Raw genomic sequence first — 24,825 nt, forward strand, 5'->3', positions numbered from 1 at the left:
TTTGCTTTTTCTTTTTGTGTTTGATTGTGATACAATATAGTAAGGATTTTTTGAAATAGAAATAGTTGGAGGAACTATATGCTCTCATGGTTAGCGCGCCTTATTAAAGGGATTGTGATTGCTCTTGGATTTATTCTACCGGGAATTTCCGGAGGGGTTCTAGCAGCAATCTTAGGCATTTACGAACGAATGATTGGCTTTCTGGCCCATCCTTTTAAAGACTTTAAAGAAAATGTTTTGTACTTTATTCCAGTTGCCATCGGTATGCTTCTGGGAATCGGCTTATTTTCCTACCCAATTGAATACCTGCTTGAAAATTATCAGGTCTTTGTCTTATGGAGCTTTGCGGGTGCCATCATTGGTACAGTTCCTAGCCTCCTCAAGGAATCAACTCGAGAATCTGACCGAGACAAGATTGATTTAGCTTGGTTCTGGATAACCTTTATCATTTCTGGATTAGGACTCTATGCCTTAAATTTTGTCGTTGGAACCTTAAGTGCTAGCTTTCTTAATTTGGTCCTAGCAGGTGCACTGCTGGCTCTTGGCGTCTTGGTTCCTGGCCTCAGTCCATCAAATCTACTTTTGATTTTGGGTCTCTATGCTCCGATGTTGACTGGTTTTAAAACCTTTGACCTCTTGGGAACCTTCTTCCCGATTGGAATCGGAGCAGGTGCCACTCTCATCGTTTTTTCAAAATTGATGGATTATGCCTTAAACAACTACCACTCACGTGTCTATCATTTCATCATCGGTATCGTCCTATCAAGCACCCTTTTGATCTTGATTCCAAATGTAGGAAACGCTGAGAGTATCCAATACACAGGCCTTTCTCTTGTCGGTTATGTCATCATCGCCTTCTTCTTTGCACTAGGAATCTGGCTTGGTATTTGGATGAGCCAATTGGAGGATAAGTATAAATAATGGCAAAAAAAGTTAAAATCAAAAAAACATTGGTGGAACAAATCCTGTCTAAAGCAGGTATCCCACATCAGGGGATTCAAATCAATGCCCTGGAAGGAGAACTTCCGCAAGGTTATGAACGAGATCAGATTTTCAAAACCTTGGCTCTTTTGGGAGACAAGACAGGACCGATTATTGGAATTGTGCCTATCACTCAACACCTGTCAGAAAAGAAATTAGCTAAAATTTCTGGCAATAAAAAAGTGAGCATGATTCCACAAAAGGACTTGGAAAAAACAACAGGTTATATTCATGGAGCCAATAATCCCGTCGGAATTCGTCAGAAACACAATTATCCCATTTTTATCGATAAGATTGCTCTAGACTTGGATCAAATGATTGTCTCTGCAGGCGAAGTTGGTCACAGCATTATCGTAGCACCACAAGACTTGGCTAGCTTTGTAAAAGCTAACTTTGCAGATATTTTGGAGGACAGTAAGTAATGAAACTCTACTTTGTCCGCCACGGCCGTACCGTCTGGAACCAAGAAGGTCGTTTTCAAGGTGCTAGTGGAGATTCTCCCCTTCTTCCTGAATCCATTGAAACCCTAAAACAACTCGGCCAGTATCTCAAGGAGATTCCTTTTGATCAGATTTATGCAAGTGATTTACCTCGAGCGGTCAAATCTGCTGAGATTATCCAAAATCAACTCCAAATTCCTTGTCCTTTAAAATGCGTTCCTAATCTCCGTGAATGGCAGCTGGGGAAGTTGGAAGGTTTGAAAATCGCAACCTTGGAAGCAATTTACCCGCAACAAATCAAAGCTTTCCGATCTAATCTTGCCAAGTTTGACACTCAAATGTTCGGAGCCGAATCCCTCTATAGCACCACACAACGGACCATCCAATTTATCAAATCCTTAAAAGATAGTCCGGCTGAGCGTTTTCTAATTGTCGGTCACGGTGCTAATCTTACTGCCAGTCTTCGTACTCTTCTAGGTTATCAAGAACCACTTCTTCGTAAAGATGGCGGTCTAGCAAATGCCAGCCTAACCATTCTAGAAACCCATGACTTTGAAACATTTACCCTTGATACTTGGAATGATACTTCCTATCAATAACAGAACTTGATTTTAGCGTCAAGTTCTTTTTAGTTTTGAAAGATTATCCGTGAATTTCTTGCTTATTTATGATAAAATGGGAGTATCGCAAAAAAGACTCATCGTATTCAATTTTGAGTAAAACTAGGAGGATCCCATGTCAACAGAACATATGGAAGAACTAAATGACCAGCAGATCGTTCGCCGTGAAAAAATGGCTGCGCTCCGTGAACAAGGAATTGATCCTTTCGGAAAACGCTTTGAACGCACTGCAAATTCACAAGAATTAAAAGATAAATTTGCTGACCTCGATAAAGAACAATTACATGATAAAAATGAAACAGCTACTATCGCAGGACGCTTGGTAACCAAACGTGGTAAAGGTAAAGTAGGTTTTGCCCACCTTCAAGACCGCGAAGGTCAAATCCAGATCTACGTTCGTAAAGATGCTGTCGGTGAAGAAAACTACGAAATCTTCAAAAAAGCAGACCTTGGTGACTTCCTTGGTGTCGAAGGCGAAGTGATGCGTACAGATATGGGAGAACTCTCTATCAAAGCTACTCATATCACACACTTGTCTAAGGCTCTTCGTCCTCTACCAGAGAAATTCCATGGTTTGACAGACGTTGAAACAATTTACCGTAAACGTTACCTTGACTTGATTTCGAACCGTGAAAGCTTTGAACGCTTTGTCACTCGTTCAAAAATCATCTCTGAAATCCGTCGTTACCTTGACCAAAAAGGTTTCCTTGAAGTGGAAACACCTGTTCTTCACAACGAAGCTGGTGGTGCTTCTGCCCGTCCATTTATCACTCATCACAATGCCCAAAACATTGACATGGTGCTTCGTATCGCGACTGAGCTTCACTTGAAACGCCTTATCGTGGGTGGTATGGAACGTGTCTATGAAATTGGCCGTATCTTCCGTAATGAAGGAATGGACGCTACTCATAACCCTGAATTTACTTCTATCGAAGTCTACCAAGCTTATGCTGACTTCCAAGACATCATGGACTTGACTGAAGGTATTATCCAACATGCTGCTAAATCAGTCAAAGGTGATGGCCCAGTCAACTACCAAGGAACTGAAATCAAAATCAACGAACCATTTAAACGTGTTCATATGGTGGATGCTATCAAAGAAATTACTGGTGTCGATTTCTGGCAAGACATGACTTTGGAAGAAGCTAAAGCTATCGCTGCTGAGAAGAAAGTTCCAGTTGAGAAACACTACACTGAGGTTGGTCACATCATCAATGCCTTCTTTGAAGAGTTTGTTGAAGAAACTTTAATCCAACCAACCTTTGTCTATGGACATCCAGTAGCTGTATCTCCACTCGCTAAGAAAAACCCTGAAGACCAACGCTTTACTGACCGTTTCGAGCTCTTCATCATGACTAAGGAATACGGTAATGCCTTTACTGAGCTCAACGACCCAATCGACCAACTTAGCCGTTTTGAAGCCCAAGCTAAAGCTAAAGAACTTGGTGACGATGAAGCAACAGGTATCGACTATGACTACATTGAAGCTCTTGAATACGGTATGCCACCAACAGGTGGTTTGGGAATCGGTATCGACCGTCTCTGCATGCTTCTCACTGATACAACCACTATCCGTGATGTATTGCTCTTCCCAACAATGAAATAAGCTCTTATCCTCTGGCTCTTGTCAGGGGATTTTTTTATAATCAAAAGAAATAGACTGAAGTTTTCACCTCAGTCTATTTTTTATCAAACTTTAGAAAGGAAGTTTCTTTCTTAGTCTTCTTTTTTCTTACGAGCTACGAGCCCAAATGCACTCAACATTCCAAGAAGTCCAAGACTAGCTAAACCACCCTTATCCTCTGTACCAGTATTTGGCAATTCCTTCTTGTCATTGGCTACGGTTGTTTCAACGGATACTGGTTTAGAATCTGTAGAACTTGTCTGAACTGGAGTAGCTACTGGTTTTTCAGGACTTATAGGAGTCTCTGGAGAGCTTGGTTGCTCAGAACGAGTTGGGGTAGTTACTTTCTTATAGGTATGAATCACATTGCCATTTTCATCTGTTTTAGTACCAATATATTCATAACCTTCTAAAGTCTTAGGTCCATGACTACCATTTTCTTCTGGAGAAATTTCTTTACCATCACCATCTTGATAACGTGTTACGATATGAATAGTTGAACTACCATTGTTACCTTGACTATTACCATGATTAGATTTAGGTGTTACTTTCACAGGAACTTCTACTGTCACTTTACGTCCATCCGGTAATTCAATCTCAACCGTTACAGATGGCTTATCACCAGGTGTACTTGTTTTTGGAATTTCGCCCACTTTAGTAATCTTCCATCCTTCAGGAAGATCTACATGTTTCTTCACATCATTTTCAGTAATAGGTGTTCCAACTTCAACAACAATCGGAGTTGTTTTCGGAGTAACAACGACAGGAACTTTGATAGTTACACGTTTACCACCTGGTAGTTCAATTACCACTGGTACACTTGGTCTTTCTCCTGGAATATCTGTAGATGGTTTATCTCCAATACTGATAATCTTGCCACCTTCTGGAATCTGAATATGTTTTTCAACATCTTCATTTGTAATTGGATCCCCCAATTTCTTCACAATATCTTTAATTGGAGTTACTTTGACAGGGACTTCAACTTCAATTTGTTTACCATTAGGAAGTTCAATTTTAACTTTGACAGTACCTTTATCTCCTGGAGTATTTACTTTTGGAATTTCACCTACTCCAACAATTTTTCCACCTTCTGGTACTTTAACGTACTTGGCAATATCCTCTTTTGTTAAAGGTGTATTTGTTACTGGGGTTTCAATTGGTGTTGGTTTTGCTTCTACGACTTTAATCGTTGCTGGAACCTCTACCAATACTTTTCCATTTTTATCTTTTACAACTACCGTTACTGGTTTATCCCCAACAGTTGTTGCATCAAATGGTTCTTTTTGGCCATCTGGAATTTTATATTCAAATGTTGAACCTTCTGGATAATCACTTGGAGTAATGTTATCTCTTGCTTGTGGTTTTTCAGTTGGATTTACAGGAATTAATTGTTCTTTACCTTCTACTACTTTAACCTTAGCAGGAACTTCTACAATTGTGTCACCATCAGCATCTTTCACAACTACAGTTGCATCTTTTTCACCTGGTGTTTTTGTATCTACTGGTTCTTTATATCCAAACGTAGCATCATCTGGGAATTTATTGTTATCTTTATCTTTATCTGTAAGACTCTTAGATGCATCTGGTTGAGTATTCTCAGGATTTGCTACAACGTATTGAGTTTTAGGCCCTACTACAGTAACTTTTGCTGGAATTTCTGCAATTGGTTTACCATCTAGTTTAGCTACAACTACAACATCTTTATCTCCTGGTGTTGATGTGTCAACTGGAGTTTTATATTCAAATGTTGTTCCATCTGGGAAGTCAGTTGGTACAATATTTTCTGCAGGTACCACTTTAGTTGGATCAGTATTTACTGGTACATATTGTCTATAAGCGTCCACTACACGTACTGTTGTTGGTACTTTTACTAAAGTATTTCCATCTTTATCCTTAACGACAACTGTTACTGGATAATCTCCAGCTTCAGAAATGTTAACTGGATCTTTTCCATCTACTTTTTCGTATTCGAATGTAGCACCTTCTGGATAATCTCCTGTATTAATACTATTTTCAGCTAAAGGTTGTCCTTGATCTACAGGGATAATTTGTGGGTATCCCTGAACAACCTTCACTTTTGTTGGTACTTCAACAAGTGTGTCGTCTCCATCTTTTGCTTCTACAATAACATCTTTTTCTCCTGGTGTTGTTGTATCGACTGGAGTTTTATACTTGAATGTTACTCCATCTGGATATTGTTCAGGGTCAATACTCTTAGATGCATCTGGTTGTTTGTTTGATTTATCGACTGGCACATATTGTGTTTTAGGTTCTACAACCATTACTTTTGCAGGAATTTTCGCAATGACTTCATCTCCAATTTTCGCTACTACTACAACATCTTTTTCTCCTGGTGTTGTTGTGTCTACAGGAGATTCATAACTAAATTCAGTATCTTTAGGGAATGCTTTAGGATCGATACTTCCTACCACATTTGGTTGTTTCTTATCTTTGTCTACTGGTACAAATTGTGGATAACTTTCTACCACACGTACAGTTGCCGGTACTTCTGCAATAGGATTACCATCTTTGTCTTTTACAATGACATTGACTGTATAATCACCAGGTTTTGTAGTATCTACCGGAGTATTTGGATTATATTCAAATGTTGAACCATCTGGATATTCTGTTTTGTCGATACTGTTTTCTGGATTTGGTTGTTTATTATTTTCATCCACTGGAACTATTTGTGGAACTCCCTCTACAACAGTAACAGGAACTTTAACAACAGTTTTCTTTTCTTCTCCATCAACGGTATATTTCACAGTCACATTTACATCCGTATCATCTGACAAATCTGGACTTGTCACATTTTCATCAATACTTACATTAGTAACATTTTCTGGAAGTTTTCCTTTGAAAGCACCGTCTGCAATAGCTTCTTTGGCTTTAGCAAGAGCTTTTTCTTTTGCTTTTTCCTTGTCGCTATCTTTGGCAACAAAAATTCCTTTTGGTGTTGGTTTTGGTAAAACTGTTACTTTAACTTTCACGGGTTCTGTTAAAGTTTCTCCATTTTGATCCGTATAAGTTACTGGAACAGTTACTTCTTTGACACCTGGTTTAGCTGTAATATCGTCAGCAATGGCAGGTTCACCTTTTGTCCCTTCTGTTGTTACAGCACCTTTCACATCATCTTTAGTAACTTTATCACCTTCAAACACTACTACTGGTTTTGGTGTTGAACTTACTACTTTAACTGGTACATTAATTGTGTCTTCACCAACTACATTACCTTTATCATCTTTATATAATACTTTTACAGGAACTGTATCTTTATCCCCATTTGAATCTGTTTTTGGCAATGTGTAAGAAGTTTCTCTTTCATCTAATGATGCAGTAATTCCATCTGGTAGGTTTGTTAATTTACTTACAGCTTCAGTTGCTTTTGCTTTTACAGCATCTGTTAAAGCATTTTCATCAGTATCTTTCAGTACTGTTACACCTGTTGGTGTTGCTTTGGGCAATACTTTAACTGGAACATCTACAGTTTCATCCCCTGTTGGATATTTAACAGTTGCTTTAACGTTTAAGTCAGTTGCTCCTACTTTAACTTTATCTGTAGGAACATCTTTATTGATGTCAGCTTCAGTTACAGGGGTTAAGTTTCCACCTTTATCAGGTGTAATTGCTTCATTAACATCTGCTGGTTTTGGTTGAGTTCCTTCTAATGTATATACCGTTTTTGTTTCTGAACCTAATACATTAATTGTTACTGGAATTGTCGTATTGTATGTTTTTCCTTCTACTATATAATTTGCTGGAACATTTACAATACCTTTATTTGTACCTTTTTCATTTGTTAGAGTTTCTGCTACGGCTTCTGTTATATCACCAACTGTAACTGTTGCTCCTGTTGGTAATTTCCCAGTGAAGTCTGTTGCTTTTGTTAAAGTTTGTGCTTTTGCTTTAGCAACTTCTTTAACTTTATCTACTGAAGCTCCTTTATGAACTTGTACTTCACCAGTTGCTTTTGGTAATACCAACACAGGAACTGTTACTGTTTCATTAATATTTGTACCATTTGAATCATGAGTTACCGTTGTTGGAATTTTTAATCCTGCTTCTCCAGCTTTTCCTGTCGTACTAAAAACATCTGCTTCATTAGGATTATTCACAACTCCCGCTTTAGTATCGATTGTAGCCGGAGTAACTGAAGATTTAACTTGATCATTTGTAATCTTATCACCTTCAAATACTACTAACTTATCTGTAGTTGATTTTACAACGTTTACTTCGATATCTACAGTATTTTTATAATTTTTTCCATCTCGACTATGAACTACTGGCACTTTTATAACACCGGCATTCTCTTTCGCTACGTCAGTAGCAACAACTCCCGTAGACGTTCCTTGATCATCTAGAGTAGCCGTAGCATTAGTTTCATCCAGTTTTCTCTTGTATTCTTCTGATTCAATCTTTTCTTTCGCTTTTGATTTAGATAGCTCCTTGATCTTATCTAAACTAGTTCCGACTGGAACAGTTATAGAGCTATTTCCTGTCATAGAATCAATATAAATACTACGATTATATTTATAGTCAGGATTATCGGAAGTTTCTAAACTATTAGCTCTAAAATTTTCTGGCAAATTATATCTATTAGCATCTGGAGCAAATCCGTAGGGATATATAGCATTTCCTAAAGCATCTTTTCCTCCAAAACCATTCTGACCAGTAATTTTGAAAGTTGCTTCGCCTACAAAATCAGGAGTCACTATAAATGGAATTTTTACAGTATCTGTTTTTCCAGTCTTAGGTTCTATTTTTCTATTTAGAATATTAATCTCAAAAGTTAACTCTCTCGTTTGCTTATCATATCTAAAATTTGTAGTATAACTAGGTGCAAATACTGCAAAACCATTAGCCTCATTTAAATCTTTACCTTGAATAGATCCTAATTTCACTCCTTGAGGAACTGTTACTGTTACCTTATACTTAGTATCACGAGAAACATCTAGCCCTCCTCTATTACTCAGTGTAACTTCAAGAATACCTGCTTGTTCATTTTTATAAATAGCATCGTTTGTAAATCCATAGGCTTCTTTATTTCTACCAGATACAACAGTCGTTGTTAAAGATAGCGCTGGTCCTGTTGTTAATCCTAATCCAGCAACAATATATCCATCTTCTACTTCGCCACCTAAATTCGAACCGTTTGGTTGATCTGCTGCTTCAATAAAGACACGTACCTTTGTAGTACCCTTTGGAATTTGAATAACTCTACGAAGAGCACTAACACCCCTATTACCACTACCTGGACTAAGAAGAAATTCCGTATCTGGTGCTTTTTTATCTTTTCTTTTTAGTTCAGCTAGAGGAGTTCCTGTGTATGCATCAACAATTTTTAGCTTAACTTTTTCCCCTGTTGAAGCCAGAGCAAGTTTCCCATATGCACCTGCATATAATAAATGTGCATATAGATGTGAATTGGGGTTGACATCAAAATCTTTGTAAATTGTAGTGCCTTGTTTTCTTAATTCCAAATAAAAATCTTTATTTACAGTACCACTTCCCGCTTCTGGCGCTTCAAATTTTGGAGTTGTAATCATGGTATTAAGTAATTTACCACTAGCATTAGGTGCGCCTTGTCCATCCATATTTGCCTTGCCATTATTATCGTATACTTTTGCTGAATTAGGATTATATTCTCTCTCTGTAACACCGTTTTCACGTTGAATATCAGTTGGTTGTTCTGGTTTAACAAGTGTTACAATATTTTTTCCTGGCTTATCTACTATTTTCCATCCATCTAATGCACCAGCACTAGCATCACTAACTGAAATATTTTTTTCTTTCCAATGATATTTTGCAGAACCTAGAATTGTCCCTGACAATCCATTTCTTTGATTTTTAACAACTTTTTCATGCGAGTCAGACCCTGAAAAATCAGGAGTTCCAAAAGTATTATTTAAATTACTAATTATAGCATTTGTCGGATTATTCCCATAATTTGCTAAGTGATTATTCGCAGGTGCTCCCCAGTCCAATTTTTTAGCTTGATATAGTTTTAATAAATCAACTTTTGCTTTTAACTCTTGTAAAAGAGCATGCTTTTCTTTTTCTGTTGTCGGGATATTATCTCCTTTAATTTTAACAGCTTGTGCAGACTCTTTTACCTGTGTTAGGATTTCTATAAATCCCTTATCTTTTTCACCTTCTCTTTTAGCATTTTCAGCTGAGATTAAAGCTTCAACTTTTGCGATTTCTGCCTCTAATTCAGAAGCTTTTTGTGTAATATCATTTGTATTTACAGCAACAGGATTTTCAGTGCCATCTGCAACCGTACCTGTATCTCTAAACCCACTCTCACCTTTTCCTGGAATCTCTTTTCCGTTTCGTGGATCTTGGTTCTTGTTTACTTTTTCTTCTTCAGTTACTTCTGATTTGATACTGTTTAAAATGACAAGGCTACTTGAAAGTTGTTTAGCAAGTGCAGCAACTTTTGCCTGTGTTTTTGTATCATCGTTCAAAAGTTCTTTTGCTTTATGAACCAAATTTTTAGCATCATCAATGACTGATTTTGTTTTCTTACCTTCAGTTAATTGACTTAATCGACTTTCAACTTTAGCCACTAAATCTTCTAACGATGCGGTATTAATAGTAACTTTTTCTGTCACTACAGTTGGAGTTTCAACTTCACTGGCTTGTTTGTCAGTAGCAGACTCTTTTACAGAAGTATTATTTTGTCCATCGGCCACTGTAGCAGTAGCAGATACTTGTCCAGCAACTTCCTTAGAGGGGTCTGGGGACTTAGCATTTAGATTTTGAACTTCTGTAGACTCTGGATTAGTTACTGGTTCAGCTGCTTGGACGCTTCCTCCACCAAGGAAAAACAAACCAGTAGCTACAGCCACACTAGCCGCACCAAAACTAACCTTACGGATACTGTAACGTGTGAATTTCTCCACTTGCGATTGGCGAACATGACGCACTTTGGGTTTAAACATTTTCTTACTCCTTTTTCCGATAACTATCGGTTAATATACTTAAGGAAGCTAAATAAAAAGCCCCCCCCCTAAAATATTTTTGTATATTTTAAAAGGTTATAACTTATTATACTCTTTTTAAAACAACAAATCAAGCAATTTCAGGTATAGTCGCTACAGTAATTTCATAAACTCTTATTTGTGGTAAGCCCTTACAAAAAATAAAATTTATATTACTTTAGAGATTTTCTATATTATTTGATTGTTTATATAATTTGATTACAAAAAGGAATTTTCTGATATTTTTTATTACGTCTTCATTGAGTTTTAGCTATAGATAAGGGATTACAGAATGAAGCTAGATGCACAAGATCTACCCAAAATAGCTAAAAAATTTAGAAGTTGCTATAGCTTTATAAAATAAAATCTATAAAAAAACAAAGCCCAGTTTTAAAAACAAAACTAGGCTTGCTATTGATTTTATTTTCCTTCTTTTACTTCTTTGGTTGCTACATCTTCTCCAAACCATTTTTGGCTGATTTCCTGGAACTTTCCTTCTTGGTATAGTTCAATAAAGGCTTGGTTTAAAGCTTGTAGTAATCTTTTGTCAGCTGGTCTAACTCCGACTGCAAAGGATTCACTTTCAAATCCAGCTGAAAAAACATTATAGTCATTTAATATCCCTTCAGACTGGAGATAGTAATTTGCATATACTCGGTCAATTAACAGAGCATCAATCCGGTCATTTTTCAAGTCAATCAAGGCTTCATTGAAACTCTGATATTGATTGGCCTTCTGGTCTTTGACACGATTTTTCAGTAAATCTGGCTGGGCCTCAAAGTCAAGATAACCAGAGGACCCAGCTTGGGCACCCAAGGTCTTATCCTTCATATCCTCTACTGAATGAATTTGCTGGCTTTTCTTGGCAACCAGAACTTGCTGATTTTCCATATATGGAATGCTAAAGGCAACCTTTTCTCGGCGTTCACCAGTCGCAGAATAGCCATTCCAAATGGCATCTATGGTTCCATTTTGCAGTTCCGTCTCCTTCATATCCCAGTCGATTGGCTGAAATTGAACTTTAAAGCCTAATTTTTCAGAGACAGCTTGTGCCAAATCAATATCAAAGCCTGTATATTGACCATTCTTTTCTTCAAAACCCATGGGAACAAAGGTATTGTCAAAACCAATAGTAATGGTCCCCTGATCTTGATACTTATCCCAGTTATCCTGCTTTGGATCACTAGCCTTCTGAGTACAAGCTGTTAAAAAGAAAATCAGGAGAGAAACCAATACTAAAGCAATTTTCTTATTAGTCATCGGCACCTCCTACTTGGGCTCAACCTTGAGAATATGATCTGCGATGTTTTCAGCGAACTGTAAATCGTGGGTAACCACAATCTGCGTCATGCCTAATTCTCTATTTTGCAAGATCAGTTTTTCCACTTCCAAGCGCAATTCTGGATCTAGGGCCGAAGTTGGTTCATCGTAACCAATGATTTCTGGGTCAATCATCATAGCACGCGCCAAGGCCACACGCTGCTTTTGACCACCAGATAGTGAGAAAGGATAGGCGTCTGCATGACCAGCCAGTCCTAATTGTTCCAAAAGCCCTCGCGCCTTCTTCTCAGCCTCTTGCTGCTTCATTCCCATAGTTTTCACAGGCGATAAGGTCAAATTATCTAGAACTGATAAATGAGGGAAAAGTTGAAAATCTTGGAATACAAATCCCAGTAAATTCCGCTTCTCTAGTTCATCCAGTTCCAAAGGTTCTTCATTATAAAAGATTTGCCCTGAATCAATAGTTTCAAGGCCTGCAAGCATACGTAAGAGGGTTGTCTTACCTCCACCAGAAGGTCCTACAATAGCCAGGATTTGCTTTTCAGGAATTTTTAGACTGAAATTGGACAAAATTTGCTTTTGACCAAAACCCTTATTGATATTTCGTAATTCTAACATATCAGCCTCCTATCTATAGTAACTGTACTTCTTCTCAACTTTTTTGGCAAGAATGGTCACAATCCCAATCAAAATCAAGTAAATAGCACCTGCCAAGAACATAGGAACCAGGCTAGCATCACGGTTGGCAGCTGTGCGACTAGCCAAGATAAGGTCTGAAATTCCTAAAGCATAGACCAGAGAAGTATCCTTGACCAAACTCATGACTTCATTAAAGACACTAGGAAGAACAATCTTGGTCACTTGGGGCAAGATAATATAGCGTACTGTGGCAAAAGGACTGAACTTCAAGACCTTGGCAGCCTCATATTGACCTTTAGGAATAGTATCAATTCCCCCACGAAAGATTTCAGCAAAGTAAGCCGCATAATTGAGAACAAAGGCAATGATAGCCGCAGGAAGACGGTACAAACGAATCCCAATACTTGGAAGCACATAATAGATAAAGATCAATTGCAAGAGCAAGGGTGTTCCCCGCATAATCCAAATGTAAATGTTAATCAGATGATGGAGGGGCTTCCAATGGACTTGCAAGGCAAAGGCAATCAAAACGCCCAAGGGAATAGAAAAAATCAAGACCAGTGCAAAAACCTGCAAAGTCATGCTTGCACCGCTCAATAAACTCGGTAATATCTCAAACAAATAAGACATACTGCACCTCCTAAAAATAATTGTTCCTATTATAGCATGAATAAACAAAATAACCAACCATTTTTGCAAAAAAATTCTTTTTAATAGAAAAAATACAGTGTCTTGAAGCTAGAATAGGACAACACGACTTATAAAGCCTTGTTAGAAATTTGATTTGAATTCCCTAGTCTATTTGTTGATATTCTATTTCAATATATTATACTTTATAAATCATGACCACCCGTCTAACGGGTGGTTTGAACCAGGGCTATAAGCCCAAATTACCAGCCAGCGCCTAAAGACGCTGGCTTTCACGTTGTTCAAGCCTCATTGCTCTTGACTCGTCACTTGCCTCTTAAAGAGGCTTTAGTATTACTTACCACTATCCCTAAAGGGATCCTCATATTCTTTTACACTCAATTTATCTAGTGCTATATCATGCTTTTCCTGTTCTTGGATATATTTCTTAATTGTGGCTTCATTAAGCCCTACTGTACTTACATAATAACCTTCTGCCCAGAAATGCCGATTTCCAAACTTGTACTTGAGATTGGCGTGTTTGTCAAACATCATGAATGCACTTTTTCCTTTTAAATAACCCATGAAACTCGAAACACTTATCCTTGGTGGAATACTGACTAACATGTGTACATGGTCTGGCATTAAGTGACCCTCGATAATTTCAACTCCTTTATAACTACACAAGCGATGAAATATTTCGCCTAAACTACTTCGATATTGATTATAGATGACTTTTCGTCTATACTTAGGGGTGAACACAATGTGATACTTACAGTGCCACTTTGTGTGCGATAAACTATGAGCCTTTTGTCCCATATTTTTCTCCTTTCGCTTTACAATTGGCTTGAACACCTTTATTGTATCGCGTTCGGAGTTTTTTTGGTATAACCTTCGACGCGCACCCGCATAGCGGGTGGTTTTTTTGTCTCGCACCTAACGGAGCGAGACGGACTAATAGTCACATAATAAAAAGAAAGGACAAATTTTGCCCTTTCTCGATCTTAGCTTCTATTTGTTACAGTTAACTTGACTGATAATTGGAGTTTTATCTTACGTATTTAAGATGGATTGTCTTTTTTAATTCGTGCCAATCTCAGAGCACGATTTGGATTGAGACGATTAAACAGTTCTTCCAATTTCTTTTCATTCCAAACATCTGCGGCGGAAACGAAATTGCCATCCGCATCTCGGAAAGATATCGGTTTATCTCCCATACCAGTCTCCTAGTCTACAAATTCAAACTCAAATTTACCAATGCGAACCAAGTCACCATCTTTAGCACCACGCGCACGAAGGGATTCATCAACCCCCATACCACGAAGTTGGCGGGCAAATTTCATGACAGATTCATCACGATCAAAGTTGGTCATATTAAAGAGTTTCATGAGTTTTTCACCAGAAAGTACCCATGTCGCATCGTCATCACGGCTAATCTCAAAGGCTTTCTCTTCCTCGTCAAATCCATAGTAAGCTTCTTCTTCCATATCTGACTCGTCGTAGAGCAAGAATTCTGGTGTCTTGTCTAACAATTCAGCTGTCGCATCCAAAAGCGTTGCCAAACCTTGCTTGGTCAATCCAGAAATTGGGAAGATAGCTGGTAACTCTTCAAATTCATCGTAGTTTTCAGCCAATTTCTTCTTGAATTCTTCAAGATTTTCTTGACTCTCAGGCATGTCCATTTTGTTGGCTACGATAATCTGTGGACGCTCCATGAGGCGAAGATTGTATGACTCCAGTTCTTTATTGATGGCAAGATAATCCTCATATGGATCACGGCCTTCGCTAGCTGACATATCAATGATGTGAAGGATGACACGTGTACGCTCGATGTGACGGAGGAACTGGGTCCCCAGACCAACACCTTGACTAGCCCCTTCAATCAAACCTGGTAAATCAGCTACTGCAAAGGATTCACCTGATTGGGTACGAACCATACCTAGATTTGGCACAATTGTCGTAAAGTGGTAGGCACCGATTTTTGGTTTAGCCGATGTGATAACACTTAAAAGTGTTGATTTCCCTACAGATGGGAAACCTACTAAACCGACATCCGCAAGGATTTTTAGTTCCAATTGTAACTCACGTTCCTGACCTGGTTCTCCATTTTCAGAGATTTCCGGTGCAGGATTTTTTGGTGTTGCGAAACGAATATTTCCACGTCCACCACGACCACCGTGGGCTACAATAAATTCTTGCCCGTGTTCAATCAAATCTGTCAAGACCTTGCCAGTATCCGCATCACGAACTGTCGTACCTTGTGGCACTCGAACTCTAAGATCCTCAGCACCACGCCCATGCATCCCTTTGGTCATTCCTTTTTCACCAGAATCAGCCTTGAAATGACGGTTATAGCGGAAATCCATGAGGGTACGTAGTCCTTCGTCTACAACGAAGACCACATTACCTCCACGACCACCATCACCACCCCAAGGACCACCATTAGGGACATATTTTTCACGGCGAAAGGCAACCATGCCATCACCACCATTACCAGCCTTGACCTTAATCTTGGCTGTATCTAAAAACATACTCATTTTTTCTTCTCACTTTAAAAAAGGGCTGGGAAATCCCAGTCACTAAATTTTCTTGAATCTATTTTATAGATTACTGAGGGCACCAATTGCAGTTGCAAAAATTCCCAATAAACTTGCTACTAGCATGATAATCACGATAAACAAGGTTATTTTCTCAAACATAGTTTTTTTACGATTTCCATTATCTCCAAATGCCATTTTTCTCTCCTTCGTTACATTCTATTTTCTATTATCTTAGCATGAATTTAGCTAGTTTTCAATAGTCACTTGCTTCTGGCGCAATAATCCATAAAATGATATAAGCTACAACTCCTGCTCCATAACCAAAAGCAAGAACACCCCATATTACGCGAACAATAGTAGGATCCATATCAAAATAATGGGCTACCCCAGCACAAACACCAGCAATCTTTTTATCACGACCGCTTCTCATTAATTGTTTTTTCATACTGTTCCTCTTTCTATTCTTCATGGTCTTTCCAATAATCTCTTATGCTGATTAACTGTGTTTTTGAAGCCTTCAGCATGCGTCTAGAGCCTTTTACCGGTACAGCGACCACCTGTTGCGGAAGATACAAAACTGTCTTAAAAATACGCTGACTGACCGTATCATCTTTTGCTAAATCTTTCTGGAAATTATTTGAAATAATAGCATCAAGATAGAACTCATGCACCCGTTTCCCAAAGTTTTCAGCTGAAATCTCGTACAACTTCTCTGATAAAGTATGCTCATTCATGTCTGGTGTTGCAATCAGGGCTTCCAAAATAGCACCAGCCAAATCATGTTCTCCATAGTACAAGGTTCCAAACATCTTGTCATTGATCAAATTGTCCAGATAAGGATTTCCGTGTGCAATGACAGGCGTCCCACTAGCTAAGCTTTCCAAGTAGGTCAAGCCTTGCGTTTCACTTGTCGATGCCGATATGAAGAAATCCGCCGCCTTATAGTAAAGAGCGGTCTCACTAGGAGCAATCATCCCTGTAAAGATGACCGAGTCTTGAATCTCTAGTTTCTGGGCTTGCTCTTTAAGGTCATCCAGATAAGGACCATCCCCAGCTACCACCAGTTTAACCCTGTCCTCCTCTTTCAGAACTTCTGCAAAGGCTGCTAATACTGCTTGAATATTTTTTTCATAGGAAATTCTGGAAAGACTCAGCAACATCTGTTCATCATCTTGAATCCCTAGTTTACTACGTAGTTCTTTCAGATTTTCTTGCTTAATTTCTGGACGTTCAAACTTGGCTAATTCAATCCCTGTTGGAATGACGCGTTTTTCAACCTTGACCTTATAGTCCGATAGCAAATCATGGACAATCTCACTAGGGCAAATGACTCCATCCACATCATGCAGGAAACCTCTGACCAAATACTTGACCATGCTAGGACGAATCAACATCCCCTTGGCAATATAATGCACATAGTCTTCGTACTGGGTGTGATAGGTATGGATGACTGGAATCTTCAATTCACGCGCAATCCAAATCCCCAACAAGCCAAGAGAAAATTCTGTCTGGGTATGAATAACATCCAGTTGATACTGTTTGGCAATTTCAAGCGCCTTGCTGAAGCCTCGATAGGCAAAGCGGCGATCCTTAAAAGCAAAGAAAGGAACACTTGGAATGCGGATAATTTGCCAATCTTCATAGCGATTGACATCCTTATCCGTCGTCGTAAAGATAAAAACAACATGCCCCTGCTTTTCCAGTTCTGTTTTCAAAGTTCGAATACTGGTCGCAACACCAGAAACCTGAGGAAAATAGGTATCTGTAAATAAACCAATTCGCATAGATTACCTCACTTTTTACTTTCTCCCTAAAGCGGCTTGTTTCTCATAAAAGTCCAACCAGATTTGTAACAGATGCTCTTCTGAATACTCTCTGGAAATATTCTTAGCTTTTTCTTTGAGGTCTTTTAAGGCAGCAGGATTTGCTTGATATTCCAAAATAGCTTCTTTCATCTCTTCTCTATCTGCTGTCGCCCGATAATTTCCCTCCAAAATTACCTTATAAAGATCTAAATCACGCAGCATAATAGGAGCTTCACAACTGGCAGCCTCTAAAATCGTCATCGGAAAGAGCTCATTATAACTAGGCAACAAGAAAAGGTCCGCTAGGGCATACAATTCGCGCATACGCTCTGGCGATACAATACCTAGAAAAATCAAATTTTTAGGGGGATTCTCCATGATTTTCTTGTAGCGTTCATAACCATCTGTCATACCACCAAAAGAGAAACCACCAGCCCAGATAAAGGTAATTTGCGGCAATTCCTCAGCTAGACGGATAAAATCATCAATCCCTTTGCGCTTCTGAACTTGACCAGCACCTACTACGATAAACTGATTACCACTAAGACCTAGCTCTGTTCGCAGTCTGACTACCTCTTCTTGTGGTAGAGGATGCCATTTTTCCTTGTTGACAAAGTTAGGAATATAGGTCACTTTTTCACGTGGAATACCCGCTGCCACCAAATCCTCAATAAACATCGGATTGACCACCACCAAGTGCTCCATCCGATTGTAAAAAGAAAATACATAGCGTTTCACAATTCCCTTTAAGAAAAATGGAATTTTCAAACTCCCCTCAAGTGTATCAGGTAAGAAATGCACATAGCCAATTTTCCTTCCTGAGCGTTTCTTTTGGAATGTTGATAAATAATAAGGGAAATCAATTGTATGAAAGTGAGTCACATCTGCCTCGATTGGAAGATTTTCTGTAACAATCAATTGGTCCTTGGCATCACGGTGAAGAAGACGAACTAATTCACGGTAAGCACCTGAAACTCCTTGTCCTGCTACTTTCTCACTTGAACTCAACATATTGATGCGTAATTTCTTTTTTTCCATAACTACCATTATATCATTTTCTTTGAATAAAATCAGCAAAAGAAAGGAGAGACTAGAGGAAAAGAAGGGAAATTTCCTCGCTTTTCCAATAATCTCTCACATGCTATTATATGTTTACTTAATGCCTAGGGCAATGCGGGCATAGCGACTCATTTTTTCAACAGTCCAGGCTGGATACCAGACTAATTTAACTTCAGTATCCGTTACTTCTGGTACCTCTGTCATGGCATCATAAATCTGGTCTGTCAAAAGGTCTGCTAAGGGACACCCCATGGTTGTCAAAGTCATATCAATCTCTGTTTGCCCTGTGTCGCCGTCAAAACGAATCTCATAAATCAAACCAAGGTTGACAATATCGATTCCCAACTCAGGGTCGATGACTTCTTCCAAGGCTGTTAAAATGCGTGTTTTGATGTTATCAATTTGCTCTTCTGTATAAGCCATATTCATCCTCACTCTTAGTCTTCAATAAAATCACGAAGCGGTTTACTACGACTTGGTTGGCGTAGTTTTCTCAAAGCCTTGGCTTCAATCTGACGGATACGCTCACGAGTTACGTTAAAGACTTTACCCACATCTTCAAGGGTGCGCATTTTTCCATCATCTAGTCCAAAACGGAGACGAAGAACATTTTCTTCACGGTCTGTAAGAGTATCCAAGACCTCATCCAACTGCTCACGCAAGACGATACGAGTTGTATAATCCACTGGATTTTCAATCACTTCATCTTCGATAAAGTCCCCAAGGTGACTATCATCCTCTTCACCGATTGGAGTTTCAAGGGATACCGGTTCTTGAGCAATCTTCAAGATTTCACGAACCTTATCAGGTGTCATATCCATACGTTCAGCGATTTGTTCTGGTGTTGGATCTTGTCCCAATTCTTGAAGGAGGTTACGCTGTTCACGAACCAATTTATTGATGGTTTCAACCATGTGGACTGGGATACGGATGGTACGAGCTTGATCCGCAATAGCACGAGTGATAGCCTGACGAATCCACCAAGTTGCATAAGTTGAGAACTTGAATCCTTTAGAATAATCAAACTTGTCAACCGCCTTCATCAAGCCCATATTTCCTTCTTGAATCAAGTCAAGGAACTGCATACCACGCCCGACATAGCGTTTGGCAATAGAAACAACCAAACGAAGATTGGCTTCCGCAAGACGTTGTTTGGCTTCGATATCGCCAGCTTCAACTGCTAGTGCTAATTCTTTTTCCTCTTCATTGGTCAAGAGAGGAACGACCCCGATTTCTTTCAAGTACATACGGACAGGGTCATTAACCTTAGCCGAAGTTGAACCAATCAAGTCCTCATCGCTGAGTTCTGGTTCTTCTTCATTGCTAAGAACACGCGCGCTTGGATTTCCTTCGTTATCTGTGATAGAAATACCTGCATCCTGAATCCGTTGCAAGAGATCTTCAATCCCATCAGCGTCCAAGGTAAAAGGAAGGACTAGACTGGCATTGATTTCATCATCTGTTGCTGTCCCTTTTTGTTTATGATTACGGATAAATTCTGCTACTTGTACGTCAAATGTTGTTACTTCTTTTTGTTTTGTTGCCATTATTACTCCATTCTTCTCTTTTGGGAAATTAAACGTTCCAATTCTTCTAGGGCTGTGTCTGTATCTCCTACATGGCTAGCTTCCTGCACCTTCTTTTTGATTCTCATATTGTCCTGATTCAAGAGAGCCTTGTTTCGAGTCATTTCTACTTCACTAAGTTCCTGAGGTGACATCTCAGCAGGCAAATCCTGAGCTAAGACTTGGTACCAAGCTCTCTCAACTTCCTCTGTCTGTTCTGCTAGAACTTCTGGAGGAAGATTTCCATACTGACCAAGCAAGTCATATAAGACCTGAAATTCAGGTGTAGCAAATGCAAAGTCTTCTCGCAAACGGTAATCATTCAAAATAAGGGGAGATTCCATCATTCGATAAAGTAGATGAGCTTCTGCCCTCATAACAGCCGATAACTGCTTGGTAACAGGCATGGTGATTGGCGTCGGTCTGGAAATTCCTTCCATGCGATTCTGCCTTTGTGCCTGACGACTCTCATTAACAATCTGCTCAATCTGGGCATAATCAAAAGATGCCAGACTGTCAGCTAAAATATGAATATAGCTGTTTTGAGCAGTGATAGACTTTTCTTGAACAATCAAGGGAGCTATTTTTTCAATAAACTCAATCTGAGCCTGCAGATTTTCACTATTTTCAGGTTTGTACTGGTGAATGTAGAACTCAATCGGACTAATACGAGTTTTCGTTAATAGATAGGCTAAGTCTTCCGGACCATTTTTTTGTAGATACTCATCTGGATCCAAGTTATCAGGCATGCTGATGATTTGCACAGGCATATCACCAATTTCGTCCAGCGCTTTCAAAGTCGCGGCTTGCCCAGCTTTATCGCCATCGTAAACAAGGACTAACTTCTTGGTTAACCTTTTCAGATGCTCAACATGCTCTCGACTCAAGGCTGTTCCCATAGATGCGACAGCGTTTTCGATTCCAGCCCGATAGGCTGCGATGACATCCATGAACCCTTCCATGAGGTAAATCTCACTGGCTTTTCCAGAAGATTTTTTTGCCCTATCCATATGATATAATTCGTAACTTTTGTTAAAAATTGCAGTCGATCGGCTATTTTTATACTTAGAAGTTTGTGAATCCGTTTTCTGCCAGATACGACCTGAGAAGGCAATAACCTTTCCCTGGTCATTTGTCAGGGGAAACATAATCCGATTGTGAAAGGTGTCTACAAATTGATTTGCATCCGATAGGTAAAATAGCCCTGAATCTAGAAAATCTTCATCACGATACTGACCAGACAAACGTTGATAGAGATAGTTTCGTTCTGGAGGTGCTAAACCAATCCGAAAATGCTTGAGCACTTCATCTGTCAAACCACGCTGATAAAGGTAGTTTCTAGCCTCTTCCCCCATGGTCGTTGTCATGAGAATAGCATGGTAAAATTTGGCTGCATCTTCGTGCATATCATAAAGAGCTTGGTGAGGCGAGGCTGGCCTCTGCTCACTATAAAGCGGTTTTTCAACCTCAATTCCAACACGCTGACCTAAGATTTGGACAGCCTCCATAAAGGGAACCCCTTGGTACTCCTCGATGAATTTAAAGACATCACCTGAGCGCCCACAACCAAAACAATGGTAAAACTGCTTGTCCTCTACAACGTTGAAAGAAGGTGTTTTTTCACCATGAAAAGGACAGAGCCCTAGATAGTTCCGTCCTGCCTTTTGTAAAGAAATCACATCTCCTATGACTTCCACAATGTTGGCATTGTTTTTGATTTCTTCAATGACTTGTTTGTCAACCATACACAATACCTCCATGTTATCATAGTTTACTTTATATAGTATACTTTATTTCAGAAAAAAAGTAAACCATTTCACTCATTTTCCTTACTTTATTCAAAGAGCTGATAATAATCAGAGATTTTCATTTTTGTTTTTTCTTCTTGGTTCAAATCTTGGATAATTCGTCCTTCTTTCATGACAATTAAGCGATTGCCATATTTGAGAGCATCTTCCATATGGTGGGTAATCATAAGCGCTGTCAGCTGATCTTTCTTGACAAATTCATCCGTCAATTCCATGAGGGCAACACTGGTCTTTGGATCAAGGGCTGCAGTATGCTCGTCTAACAAGAGTAATTCAGGTCGCTTCAAGGTTGCCATCAAGAGACTCAAGGCCTGTCTTTGCCCACCTGATAAGAACTCAATTGGCGTATTCAAGTGTTTCTCAAGACCATTTCCCACTTTTTCAATGGTTGCCTGAAATTCATCCTTATAGCTAGTCAAGCGTCGTGGTAACAATCCACGCTTTTCACCACGAAACTTGGCAATCAAAAGATTTTCAGCTACTGTCATACGGGGAGCTGTCCCCATCTTTGGATCTTGGAAGACACGAGACAGATACTTAGCGCGCTTCTCTGGTGAAAACTTGGTAACATCTTCACCCAAAATACGGATGGTTCCACTGGTTAATGACAAGGTTCCTGCAATAGTGTTAAAGAGAGTTGACTTCCCAGCACCATTTCCACCTAAAATCGTGATGAAATCCTGTTCAAAAATTTCTAAGGAAACATCATTTAAAATAATCTTTTCTTCATCAAAGCCATTTTTAACGACTTTGGTTGCATTTTTTAATTCTACAATTGCTGTCATTTGCTTAATTTGGCTCCTTTCAAGATTGTTTGCTTAAATGTTGGAATCATGAGGCAGACTGCCAAGATCACGGCGCTGTACAAACGAAGGTAACTTGTATTAAAGCCAAGCGCAATAACTGCCCACACTAAGAATTGATAAGCGATAGAACCTACAACGATGGTAACCAGACGTTCTGCCAAGCTCAAACTCTTGAAGATAACTTCTCCAATAATCAAACTTGCAAGCCCCACAACGATAACCCCTATTCCTCGAGATACATCGGCATACCCTTCTTGTTGGGCAATGAGAGCTCCTGCAAGGGCAATCACACCATTTGATAAGACCAACCCCATAAGCTCCATGCGCCCAGTATGAATCCCGAAACTTCTAGCCATATCAGGATTGTCACCTGTAGCAATATAGGCTTGTCCGAGTTTAGTGTCCAAGAAAAAGAGCATGAGAGCAATAACAAGACTGACAAAGATAAGACCTGTCAAGAGTTGATTCAAGTCTGAATCAAAAGGCAAGACATCCTGAATTTGCTTGGTTCCAAGCAAGCCTAAATTGGCACGTCCCATAATCAAGAGCATGATAGAGTGACAGGAAGTCATCACCAAAATCCCTGAGAGCAAGGTTGGAATCTTCCCTTTTGTATAAAGAAGTCCTGCTGTCATTCCAGCCAAACAACCTGCTCCTACAGCAACAAGAGTCGCTAAAAATGGGTTCACGCCTTTGGTTATCAGAGTGACAGCAACAGCTCCGCCAAGAGGGAAGGAACCTTCTGTCGTCATATCTGGAAAGTTTAAAATCCTAAATGTCATAAAGATTCCCAGACCTAAAATAGCCCAGACAAATCCTTGAGAAATAATGGAAACAATCATATTTTATTTAATCCTTTCTATATTCATCTTTTTAAAAAATAGGAAGAGTCTCCTCCTCCCTACCTTATTTATTCGATGACTTGTCCTGCTTCTTTGAGAACAGACTCAGGAATCGTAATACCTAGTTCTTGTGCTATTTTTTTATTGATGACTGACTTACCAGTTGAAAAGACATTGACTGGGGTATCGGCTGGTTTTGCACCTTTCAAGACTTGCGCAATCATTTTACCAGTTGCCACACCAAGGTCATGTTGGTCAACTACAACTGATGCCAAACCACCTACTTCTACCATAGCTGTCGCACTTGGATAAATTGGTTTCTTAGAACTTTGATTGCTAGAGACAACCGTTGGAAATCCTGATGCAATGGTGTTATCAATTGGAACCCAAATAGCATCTACCTTGCTAGTCATAACAGTGACAGTTGAGGCAATTTCATTTGTTGAAGGAACTGCAAATGTTTCCACTGTCAGACCTGCTTTTTCAGCATAAGCCTTAAATTCTTCAACCTGTGTTTTTGAATTGTCTTCGCTACTTGAGTAAAGAGCTCCGATTGTTTTCACATTCGGTGTCAGAGTCTTGATGAGTTCAACTTGTTGTTGAGCTGGATTGTGGTCAGATACCCCTGTAACGTTGCCACCTGGTCTTTTCAAATCTTTAACCAAGTTAGCACCAATTGGGTCTGTAATAGCGGCCATGATAACAGGTAGGTCTTTTGTGGCACTAGCTAAACCTTGAGCAGCTGGTGTTGCAATACCAACCACAAGGTCATTTCCATTTGCAACCAATTGTTTACTCATTGTCGCAACCTTACTTTGGTCACCTTCTGAGTTCATAAAGTCGATCTTCAACTGGTCATCTTTATATCCTTCTTCAGCAAGTCCAGCTTGAATCCCTTTATAAATCAAATCAAGGGATGGATGGCTCACAAATTGAAGCACACCAATCTTGGTTATTTTCTTCTCATCCTTATTATTCTGAGATTCTGGTTTATTCATTGAAGAGTAAATCAAGCTTCCTGCTACTAAGACTGCTAAGGCAGCGACAATTCCAATTAAACGTTTATTTTTCATTCTGTTTCTCCTTTTTAATTCCTTTAAAATACTTCACTTATCTAATACTCTTCGAAAATCTCTTCAAACCACGTCAGCGTCGCCTTACCGTAGGTATATGATACTGACTCTGTCAGTTCTATCCACAACCTC

General features: G+C 39.2%; 21 protein-coding genes. 4 read left to right on the plus strand and 17 right to left on the minus strand.

All coding sequences use genetic code 11. The features are described 5' to 3' along the window. Positions 1-78 precede the first annotated feature (78 nt). From HT685_RS04280 to lysS, 4 genes are all read left to right on the plus strand, one after another. Positions 79-921, plus strand: a complete 843-nt coding sequence (locus tag HT685_RS04280; RefSeq protein ID WP_173226469.1) for a DUF368 domain-containing protein — start codon at positions 79-81, stop codon at positions 919-921. Next, complete coding sequence (locus HT685_RS04285; protein WP_173278955.1) at positions 921-1,403, plus strand: aminoacyl-tRNA deacylase; 483 nt, start codon at positions 921-923, stop codon at positions 1,401-1,403. The genes HT685_RS04280 and HT685_RS04285 overlap by 1 nt, the downstream gene beginning before the upstream one ends. Further along, positions 1,403-2,020: a histidine phosphatase family protein gene (locus HT685_RS04290; RefSeq protein WP_173226467.1), complete on the plus strand. Its 618-nt coding sequence runs from the start codon at positions 1,403-1,405 to the stop codon at positions 2,018-2,020. Before HT685_RS04285 ends, HT685_RS04290 begins: the two co-directional genes overlap by 1 nt. A 136-nt stretch (positions 2,021-2,156) precedes the next feature. Beyond that, the gene (lysS, locus tag HT685_RS04295; protein WP_050207953.1) at positions 2,157-3,647 is read left to right on the plus strand and encodes a lysine--tRNA ligase; all 1,491 of its coding nucleotides are present in this window, start codon (positions 2,157-2,159) and stop codon (positions 3,645-3,647) included. A gap of 110 nt (positions 3,648-3,757) precedes the next feature. On the opposite strand, the gene HT685_RS04300 is transcribed toward lysS, so the two are convergent. The 17 genes from HT685_RS04300 to trpX form a co-directional block, all read right to left on the minus strand. Beyond that, positions 3,758-10,609 (minus strand): Rib/alpha-like domain-containing protein, encoded by a 6,852-nt coding sequence (locus tag HT685_RS04300; protein ID WP_173278956.1) that lies wholly within the window; start codon positions 10,607-10,609, stop codon positions 3,758-3,760. 459 nt (positions 10,610-11,068) lie between these two features. After that, positions 11,069-11,908, minus strand: a complete 840-nt coding sequence (locus HT685_RS04305) for an amino acid ABC transporter substrate-binding protein (RefSeq protein ID WP_173226464.1) — start codon at positions 11,906-11,908, stop codon at positions 11,069-11,071. Between the two features lie 9 nt (positions 11,909-11,917). Next, positions 11,918-12,547, minus strand: a complete 630-nt coding sequence (locus HT685_RS04310) for an amino acid ABC transporter ATP-binding protein (RefSeq protein ID WP_173251515.1) — start codon at positions 12,545-12,547, stop codon at positions 11,918-11,920. 9 nt (positions 12,548-12,556) lie between these two features. Continuing rightward, positions 12,557-13,198 (minus strand): amino acid ABC transporter permease, encoded by a 642-nt coding sequence (locus HT685_RS04315; protein ID WP_173251513.1) that lies wholly within the window; start codon positions 13,196-13,198, stop codon positions 12,557-12,559. Between the two features lie 351 nt (positions 13,199-13,549). Further along, positions 13,550-14,014 carry an IS200/IS605 family transposase gene (gene tnpA / locus HT685_RS04320; RefSeq protein ID WP_173226460.1) on the minus strand — a complete coding sequence of 155 codons (465 nt, stop codon included), beginning with the start codon at positions 14,012-14,014 and terminating at the stop codon, positions 13,550-13,552. A gap of 242 nt (positions 14,015-14,256) precedes the next feature. Continuing rightward, positions 14,257-14,412 carry a hypothetical protein gene (locus HT685_RS04325; RefSeq protein ID WP_173226458.1) on the minus strand — a complete coding sequence of 52 codons (156 nt, stop codon included), beginning with the start codon at positions 14,410-14,412 and terminating at the stop codon, positions 14,257-14,259. 9 nt (positions 14,413-14,421) lie between these two features. Further along, positions 14,422-15,732 (minus strand): GTPase ObgE, encoded by a 1,311-nt coding sequence (obgE, locus tag HT685_RS04330; RefSeq protein ID WP_173226457.1) that lies wholly within the window; start codon positions 15,730-15,732, stop codon positions 14,422-14,424. A 63-nt stretch (positions 15,733-15,795) separates the two neighbouring features. Beyond that, positions 15,796-15,930, minus strand: coding sequence for a DUF4044 domain-containing protein (locus HT685_RS04335; RefSeq protein ID WP_000863859.1), 135 nt, complete (start codon positions 15,928-15,930; stop codon positions 15,796-15,798). 58 nt (positions 15,931-15,988) lie between these two features. Further along, entirely contained in the window at positions 15,989-16,165 is a 177-nt protein-coding gene (locus HT685_RS04340; protein ID WP_049532910.1) for a PspC domain-containing protein, read from the minus strand. 28 nt (positions 16,166-16,193) lie between these two features. Then, positions 16,194-17,519, minus strand: a complete 1,326-nt coding sequence (locus HT685_RS04345; protein ID WP_173226455.1) for a glycosyltransferase family 4 protein — start codon at positions 17,517-17,519, stop codon at positions 16,194-16,196. Between the two features lie 15 nt (positions 17,520-17,534). Beyond that, on the minus strand, positions 17,535-18,578 hold the full coding sequence (gene cpoA / locus HT685_RS04350) for an alpha-galactosylglucosyldiacylglycerol synthase (RefSeq protein WP_173226453.1): 1,044 nt from the start codon (positions 18,576-18,578) through the stop codon (positions 17,535-17,537). 114 nt (positions 18,579-18,692) lie between these two features. Continuing rightward, positions 18,693-19,022 carry a metal-sulfur cluster assembly factor gene (locus HT685_RS04355; RefSeq protein WP_000331921.1) on the minus strand — a complete coding sequence of 110 codons (330 nt, stop codon included), beginning with the start codon at positions 19,020-19,022 and terminating at the stop codon, positions 18,693-18,695. A gap of 14 nt (positions 19,023-19,036) precedes the next feature. Next, positions 19,037-20,146, minus strand: coding sequence for an RNA polymerase sigma factor RpoD (gene rpoD, locus HT685_RS04360; protein ID WP_049510554.1), 1,110 nt, complete (start codon positions 20,144-20,146; stop codon positions 19,037-19,039). 2 nt (positions 20,147-20,148) lie between these two features. Further along, positions 20,149-21,909, minus strand: coding sequence for a DNA primase (dnaG, locus tag HT685_RS04365; protein ID WP_173226451.1), 1,761 nt, complete (start codon positions 21,907-21,909; stop codon positions 20,149-20,151). Between the two features lie 89 nt (positions 21,910-21,998). Further along, a complete protein-coding gene (locus HT685_RS04370; protein WP_173226448.1) occupies positions 21,999-22,757 on the minus strand; it encodes an ABC transporter ATP-binding protein in 759 nt (252 codons plus the stop codon). Then, positions 22,754-23,620: an ABC transporter permease gene (locus HT685_RS04375; protein ID WP_173226446.1), complete on the minus strand. Its 867-nt coding sequence runs from the start codon at positions 23,618-23,620 to the stop codon at positions 22,754-22,756. The genes HT685_RS04370 and HT685_RS04375 overlap by 4 nt, the downstream gene beginning before the upstream one ends. 68 nt (positions 23,621-23,688) lie before the next feature. Further along, entirely contained in the window at positions 23,689-24,693 is a 1,005-nt protein-coding gene (trpX, locus tag HT685_RS04380) for a tryptophan ABC transporter substrate-binding protein (protein ID WP_173226442.1), read from the minus strand. Positions 24,694-24,825 lie beyond the last annotated feature (132 nt).

The organism is Streptococcus sp. 5004, from assembly GCF_013276755.1.
Lineage (GTDB): Bacteria > Bacillota > Bacilli > Lactobacillales > Streptococcaceae > Streptococcus.

Coding starts and splice junctions, on each gene's coding strand:
- HT685_RS04355 (WP_000331921.1), bottom strand. CDS start 19,022: ATGGCTTATACAGAAGAGCAAATTGATAACATCAAAACACGCATTTTA.
- trpX (WP_173226442.1), bottom strand. CDS start 24,693: ATGAAAAATAAACGTTTAATTGGAATTGTCGCTGCCTTAGCAGTCTTA.
- HT685_RS04375 (WP_173226446.1), bottom strand. CDS start 23,620: ATGATTGTTTCCATTATTTCTCAAGGATTTGTCTGGGCTATTTTAGGT.
- HT685_RS04315 (WP_173251513.1), bottom strand. CDS start 13,198: ATGTCTTATTTGTTTGAGATATTACCGAGTTTATTGAGCGGTGCAAGC.
- HT685_RS04325 (WP_173226458.1), bottom strand. CDS start 14,412: ATGGGAGATAAACCGATATCTTTCCGAGATGCGGATGGCAATTTCGTT.
- HT685_RS04300 (WP_173278956.1), bottom strand. CDS start 10,609: ATGTTTAAACCCAAAGTGCGTCATGTTCGCCAATCGCAAGTGGAGAAA.
- HT685_RS04280 (WP_173226469.1), top strand. CDS start 79: ATGCTCTCATGGTTAGCGCGCCTTATTAAAGGGATTGTGATTGCTCTT.
- dnaG (WP_173226451.1), bottom strand. CDS start 21,909: ATGGTTGACAAACAAGTCATTGAAGAAATCAAAAACAATGCCAACATT.
- lysS (WP_050207953.1), top strand. CDS start 2,157: ATGTCAACAGAACATATGGAAGAACTAAATGACCAGCAGATCGTTCGC.
- rpoD (WP_049510554.1), bottom strand. CDS start 20,146: ATGGCAACAAAACAAAAAGAAGTAACAACATTTGACGTACAAGTAGCA.
- HT685_RS04305 (WP_173226464.1), bottom strand. CDS start 11,908: ATGACTAATAAGAAAATTGCTTTAGTATTGGTTTCTCTCCTGATTTTC.
- HT685_RS04285 (WP_173278955.1), top strand. CDS start 921: ATGGCAAAAAAAGTTAAAATCAAAAAAACATTGGTGGAACAAATCCTG.
- HT685_RS04340 (WP_049532910.1), bottom strand. CDS start 16,165: ATGAGAAGCGGTCGTGATAAAAAGATTGCTGGTGTTTGTGCTGGGGTA.
- HT685_RS04310 (WP_173251515.1), bottom strand. CDS start 12,547: ATGTTAGAATTACGAAATATCAATAAGGGTTTTGGTCAAAAGCAAATT.
- tnpA (WP_173226460.1), bottom strand. CDS start 14,014: ATGGGACAAAAGGCTCATAGTTTATCGCACACAAAGTGGCACTGTAAG.
- HT685_RS04345 (WP_173226455.1), bottom strand. CDS start 17,519: ATGCGAATTGGTTTATTTACAGATACCTATTTTCCTCAGGTTTCTGGT.
- obgE (WP_173226457.1), bottom strand. CDS start 15,732: ATGAGTATGTTTTTAGATACAGCCAAGATTAAGGTCAAGGCTGGTAAT.
- cpoA (WP_173226453.1), bottom strand. CDS start 18,578: ATGGAAAAAAAGAAATTACGCATCAATATGTTGAGTTCAAGTGAGAAA.
- HT685_RS04335 (WP_000863859.1), bottom strand. CDS start 15,930: ATGGCATTTGGAGATAATGGAAATCGTAAAAAAACTATGTTTGAGAAA.
- HT685_RS04290 (WP_173226467.1), top strand. CDS start 1,403: ATGAAACTCTACTTTGTCCGCCACGGCCGTACCGTCTGGAACCAAGAA.
- HT685_RS04370 (WP_173226448.1), bottom strand. CDS start 22,757: ATGACAGCAATTGTAGAATTAAAAAATGCAACCAAAGTCGTTAAAAAT.